Source organism: Rodentibacter mrazii (assembly GCF_001998825.1).
GTDB lineage: Bacteria > Pseudomonadota > Gammaproteobacteria > Enterobacterales > Pasteurellaceae > Rodentibacter > Rodentibacter mrazii.
The window spans coordinates 1-5736 of the sequence record NZ_MLHG01000090.1 but is presented as its reverse complement, the minus strand read 5'-3'; the positions used below and the strand labels follow the sequence as shown (position 1 = coordinate 5736).

5 protein-coding genes are annotated in these 5736 nt (G+C 39.5%); all 5 read right to left on the bottom strand.

Going from position 1 to position 5736, the window contains the following annotated elements; genetic code table 11:
- A partial coding sequence (locus BKK47_RS11160) for an alpha/beta hydrolase (protein ID WP_077494902.1) occupies positions 1-1791 on the bottom strand: 1791 nt, incomplete at its 3' end.
- Positions 1784-3103, bottom strand: coding sequence for a DUF4123 domain-containing protein (locus BKK47_RS11155; protein WP_077494901.1), 1320 nt, complete (start codon positions 3101-3103; stop codon positions 1784-1786). The genes BKK47_RS11160 and BKK47_RS11155, both read right to left, overlap by 8 nt.
- A 47-nt stretch (positions 3104-3150) precedes the next feature.
- On the bottom strand, positions 3151-4098 hold the full coding sequence (locus BKK47_RS11150) for a ribose-phosphate pyrophosphokinase (protein WP_059365294.1): 948 nt from the start codon (positions 4096-4098) through the stop codon (positions 3151-3153).
- Between the two features lie 17 nt (positions 4099-4115).
- Complete coding sequence (ispE, locus tag BKK47_RS11145; protein ID WP_077494900.1) at positions 4116-5033, bottom strand: 4-(cytidine 5'-diphospho)-2-C-methyl-D-erythritol kinase; 918 nt, start codon at positions 5031-5033, stop codon at positions 4116-4118.
- The gene (gene lolB / locus BKK47_RS11140; RefSeq protein WP_077494899.1) at positions 5033-5653 is read right to left on the bottom strand and encodes a lipoprotein insertase outer membrane protein LolB; all 621 of its coding nucleotides are present in this window, start codon (positions 5651-5653) and stop codon (positions 5033-5035) included. The genes ispE and lolB overlap by 1 nt, the downstream gene beginning before the upstream one ends.
- Positions 5654-5736 lie beyond the last annotated feature (83 nt).

Below are 5736 nucleotides of genomic sequence, written 5' to 3'. Positions count from 1 at the left end.
GTATTTAGATTTTCTATTTGTAGTATATTTCCCTGCCACAAACCCCAACGCTTGTCGCACGCTCATATTTGTTGCCATACCATTAAATAATGTATCGTAAAATGATTCAATAATATGTTCAAGAATATCTGGATAAAAATGGCGATAATGGCTCCAAGGTTTGAGATAGTTGTAGTGAGTTAATGGTGGAATGATGTGTTGCTCCGCCTGATGATTAATTTCATTTGCTTCATTGATAAAAAGTTGACGGATTTTTTGCTTAATTATTCTCGCATGAGGTGAGTGTGGGTGCATTTGCTGCCCAAGATAACTATTTTGATAAATTTGTCCGATATATTGCGCCACCTCATTATGGCGATAATAATCAAGTAAAGCTGATAATCCCCCTCCAAGCACTAAACTATCTGAAGCTAAATTAGTATATTTTTTCGGATAAGCGCCACCGACTAAACCGGTGAATGAATCTATGCCCGGACGTCTAAAATCATAATCGCCACCCAATACGCCATCTTCTGCTGAGGCAACCACACTAATATGTTTTACTGCTGCGTGGGCATAAGGAAATAATTCCATGGCAATCGGGTTGTTTTCTTTGGTGTAGTTGGTGGTAATAGCATTATCTGCCACCGCTGCTTCCCACATGATGAGATTATCAATCTTTTCATGAAAACTAGGATGATCACCCAATATATTTAGCGCTGAGAGGGCGACTCTTGCCCCAAGAGAGTGGGTGATAATATTGATCCTGATATTTTGCTTGATTAAATCACGCAAGATAAAAGAAAATTGATGACCCGCTTCATTAGCATACATTTCGGCACGAAAGAAAACCATACTCGGATCGACGTTCCCCGACCAAGTTACACCCACAATACGGCTATAATCTTCCCAACGGGTAAATTCACGGAGTTCATCTTGCCCACTGGCTGCCAGATTCAAATAATATTCCACATTAGGATACCAAGAAAGGGCATTGGTGCCATTGAGTTTTTTATCAGCCTGTTTAGCGTATTTTTCTCTTGGTATTCTATCGACGGATTTTGTACGGAGCGGATGTGCTTTTAGTTTTACATTCATATATTGCTCAATGTCGTCCGCTAAAAAATGAAGATAAGGGCGTTGCACCTCTTCCGGTTTAGGGGCATTGAAAAAATAGACCGGCTTCTTACCCAGTTCTTCCGCTGTTGGGAATTGTCCTAAATTGCCTAACGGTACATTGTAGCCGTGAATAAAGAATGTAACGGAATCCCCATAATGTTTGATTTGATTGAGATAGGCATCGGGTAATTTTGTTTGGCGTTCATTTTGGCGAACACGCAAATTACAAAGCATAGGGGGCGGCAAATAAGTTGCTTGAATTTTATTCTCGTTGACTGAGGCAAAAATCGTGAGGGGGGCTGCAAGTTGATGGCGGGGATCTTCGGTTTTTTCTCCGTTTGCTTCAATCAGAACATAGCCATCGCTTAGTGCGAGAATCGCATTTTCATCTTGATCGGTGAGCTGATAATTATCCTGAGTTTGATAAGCGACATGATTTGCATCACGCATTAATTGCCATGAAACCATGCCACACTTGACACCGAGATGTACACTGGTGCCGAAGTCATCAATTTTAGCCTCATAAGCGCCTCCATTTTCATCGAAGACTCTCACCCGAATACCTTTTGGCAAATCACGTTGTAATGTATCTTTATGATGAATAGTTAGTGTCATCCGACAAGAATCCATACCGGTATCAATGGGTTCGGATTTGGCTTGATATTCTTCAATAAATGTTTTGAAGTTAGGCATAATTATTCTCTTGTAATTTATTTTTAATGATACCTTGTTGCTCTAGAAAATCGGCTCGTTTGTTGATTTCATAGAGCTTTTCCTGTTCTGTCATTTTTTGAGAGTGCAAAATTTGGTCTATTTTACCTTCAGGATCCAAAATATTAAAGACAGTACCATAAGCAAGGCTAATTAAAGCAAGATAGCCTACACTGAAGGATTGATTCATTTTTGTTTTTCGACATATCCCGTAAGCATGTAGAACGACTTTGGTAATGACTTCTTTATCATAATAATTGAGCAATTCCGGCGTGCTTGAGATCATTTGTTCAATAAGTGATGAAAGCAGGCGTTTATTATGATTTTCTCTCATTTCATCCATTTCAAATTTATCAATTTGTTTCTTGGCTTGTTTATACTGGGATAAATCGACTTTGGGTTCGTAATAAATGAAATTTTCTTTATTGGGGAGTAGGAATGCCTGAATGAGGTTGCCCCCAAAGAAAGTGGCAAGTTTTTCAGGGTAATGCAATAGACGATCAAAATAATCTTCCATCACTAGAGGATCATAGAAACGAAAATAAACTAATTTATCTTCATATGTATTCATAAATACAAAGCGTCTGAAATGTTCAAGTATTTCCTCAAAAGAAGCCGATGAGCGAAAAAATACGCCTACATTTTTATGCCAATGATTAAAGGTATCTACTCGGTCGGGAGCCGGGATACTAAATAGTTGTTGTGTTAATGTATGTTCCTGAGGAAGTTGAACAAGATAGGGCGCAATTTCTCTTTTTCGTTCTGCTTGCTCACCTTTGTACAGACACGCCGATTTTAGCGTGTTATCGTCTAGAAAAATTCGAGGAAACCAAAAGCTTTTTTCCGCATTAATTAAGGCATAACAGTGACTATTTTCTTGCCATAGATGGGACGTAATTGATTTTGGAATCAAATTGATTTCGAAGAGTGTCGGCTTGCTGAGAAAATCAACTTTCTCTCGGATTTTATTTAAACAAGGTGTGGCTGATTTATGTTGCACGACATATTTATTGGGGTAAAAGATTGTTAAATAGTTATCTTCAGAAAGTTGCTCTGTTTGCTGTTTGATTGGAGCAATAAGATTTTCATCACAATGACGTTGAAAATATATATCTAAAGGTAATAACTGCAAATTTTGCATAATTTGCATTTGATGTATTTGCTGATAAATACGAATCTTGTTTTGCGCTAACTCCGGATTGCTCGCATAAACAAGTAAAACTGATTTTTCGTTATTTAATTCAGTTGTTGTAATAAATACATCAATGGCATAGATTTGATTTGTCGTATTCATAAAAAACCATAAAAAATGCGGTCAAATTTGACCGCATTTTTAGTTGATTAGTTAAACATTGCTGATATGGATTCTTCGTTACTGATGCGACGAATAGATTCTGCCAGCATAGAAGAAAGGGTGAGCACACGTACCTTACCAAGCGCTTTCATTTCGGCTGAAAGCGGGATAGTATCTGTGACGACAATTTCATCAATTGAGCCGCTTGCAAGGTTTTTTGCTGCCGCACCGGAGAAAACCGCATGGGTTGCATAAGCAAATACACGTTTTGCCCCCCGTTCTTTGAGGGCTTCAGCCGCTTTACATAATGTACCGCCGGTGTCGATCATATCATCTACAAGAATACAATCACGCCCCGCCACATCGCCAATGATATGCATAACTTGTGCCACATTAGCGTGTGGACGGCGTTTGTCAATGATCGCCATATCGGTATCGTTTAATAATTTGGCTACCGCACGAGCACGCACCACACCACCGATATCCGGAGAAACAACGATCGGATTTTCAAGATCGGTTTTTTTCAAAATATCATGAATAAGTACCGGTGAGCCAAATACGTTATCTACCGGCACATCAAAGAAACCTTGGATTTGTTCGGCATGGAGATCACAGGTTAGAACGCGATCGATACCGACAGTGGAAAGCATATCGGCAACAACTTTGGCGGTGATTGGTACACGGGCGGAACGTACGCGACGATCTTGGCGCGCATAACCGAAGTAAGGAATCACAGCGGTAATGCGACCGGCCGACGCACGGCGTAAGGCATCCACTATGACAATTAATTCCATTAGATTATCGTTAGTCGGAGCACAGGTTGATTGAATAATAAATACATCCGCACCACGCACATTTTCGTTAATTTGAACTTGAATTTCACCATCACTGAAACGACCTACTGTCGCATCACCAAGGGAAATATATAAACGTTCGGAAATACGTTTTGCAAGTTCAGGCGTTGCATTCCCTGCGAAGAGTTTAATGTCTGGCATTAGTTTATGACCTCAGGTTAGATTGTAGATGAATTAGGGAGATTGTGGCGTTTCAACAGTTGATGTAAAGGCGAAACATTGAGTCCTTTTGCTACAAAACCGAATAATTCTTTTGGTTTTTGTTGAAAGCATGCTTGAGCATCTGCTTCGTTATCAAATTCAGCAAAGACACAAGCACCGGTTCCGGTTAATCTTGCCGGCGCATATTGTAGCAACCAGTTTAGGGCTTTTTCAACGTCTGAATAATGATTTAGCACAATTTTTTGGCAATCGTTTTCGTAAGGCGAATCAAGCAATACATCTAAAGTTTGTTTTGGAGTATGGCGCGGTAGATTCGGATCATTAAAAATGACCGCAGTGGAAATGGAACTTTCTGGTTTTAATACCACAAACCACTTTTCTGTTGGGTTACAGTAGGTGATTTTTTCGCCTATGCCTTCAGCAAAAGCAGCGTGACCATGTACAAAAATAGGCACATCTGCTCCCAAGTTCAATCCTATTTCAGCCAGCTCATCAAGGGATAAATTGACACCCCAAAGATAATTTAAGGCAACCAGCGTGGTTGCGGCATTGGAAGAACCGCCACCGACACCGCCTCCCATTGGAAGAATTTTATCTAAATGAATGGTGGCACCCTTTGTAATATTAGCTTCTTCTTGTAAACGTTTTGCCGCTCGGTAAATTAAATTATCTTCGGGTTTTAAATGAGGAATGTTCGGTGTGATAATAATGTCGCTGTTTTGTTCGCAAATTTCAATGTCAAGCCAATCGCCAAAATCAAGAAATTGGAAGAGCGTTTGTAATTCGTGATAGCCGTTTGGCAATTTTCCGTTGATATAAAGGAATAAATTAAGTTTTGCGGGACTTGGAAAACGGTGAGGTTTTCCAAGTAAAGGTTGTGAAGAAAGTGCGGTCGAAAATTGATGTGTTTTCATTAAAATGCCCACTCATCCACACGGATTTTTAGAGTTTGGGAGGTATTTTGATTTTTTAGTAAAATATTTTCCGGCATGGAATTTTCAGCATGGTAAGTTAAATAATCCGCTGTCCAAGTCGAACCCTCAAGGGGATAACTGAATGTGCCGAGTAAATGATTCATTCCGACTTTATAATCGGAATTGACGGCAGGTTGTCCTTTCAGCCAATATGCAAGATGTTCTAAGGGAATATCCATACCAATCATCTCTTGCAGCAATAATTTTGCATTGCGCGCGGATTGTCGATTCCCATTGTTATCCGAGATCGTCATACCTTGCGGGTGCATTTCAATCAGTAAGGTGGATTTACTGATGAGAGAGTAAAGTTTAAGCGTATAGGATTGTGGATTTTGATATTGCCATTCAAAACGGCTGGAAAAACGTTCTGACGGGCTAATATAACCGATTTGACCTTTGGCTCGATATTGTCGGATTTTTTCTATTTTTTGCAAATGTTGTTGCCAAGTCGCATCGGTTTTATCAAGGTATTGCATATTGGTTGGACGCTCTGTATCCAATGTACAGGCGGTAAGGATCGTTGTGATAAAAAGTGCGGTTAAAAATTTTAATGATTTCATAGATTATACTTAGCCCAAAAATTGCAGTTATTGTAAGAGGTCGTCTCTATTTAGTAAAGCCTGTTTTTATTTTTAACTAAAAA

Bases quoted from the DNA above. Each gene is read 5' to 3' on its own strand.
- BKK47_RS11155 (WP_077494901.1), bottom strand. From the start codon at position 3,103: ATGAATACGACAAATCAAATCTATGCCATTGATGTATTTATTACAACA.
- ispE (WP_077494900.1), bottom strand. From the start codon at position 5,033: ATGAAAACACATCAATTTTCGACCGCACTTTCTTCACAACCTTTACTT.
- BKK47_RS11150 (WP_059365294.1), bottom strand. From the start codon at position 4,098: ATGCCAGACATTAAACTCTTCGCAGGGAATGCAACGCCTGAACTTGCA.
- lolB (WP_077494899.1), bottom strand. From the start codon at position 5,653: ATGAAATCATTAAAATTTTTAACCGCACTTTTTATCACAACGATCCTT.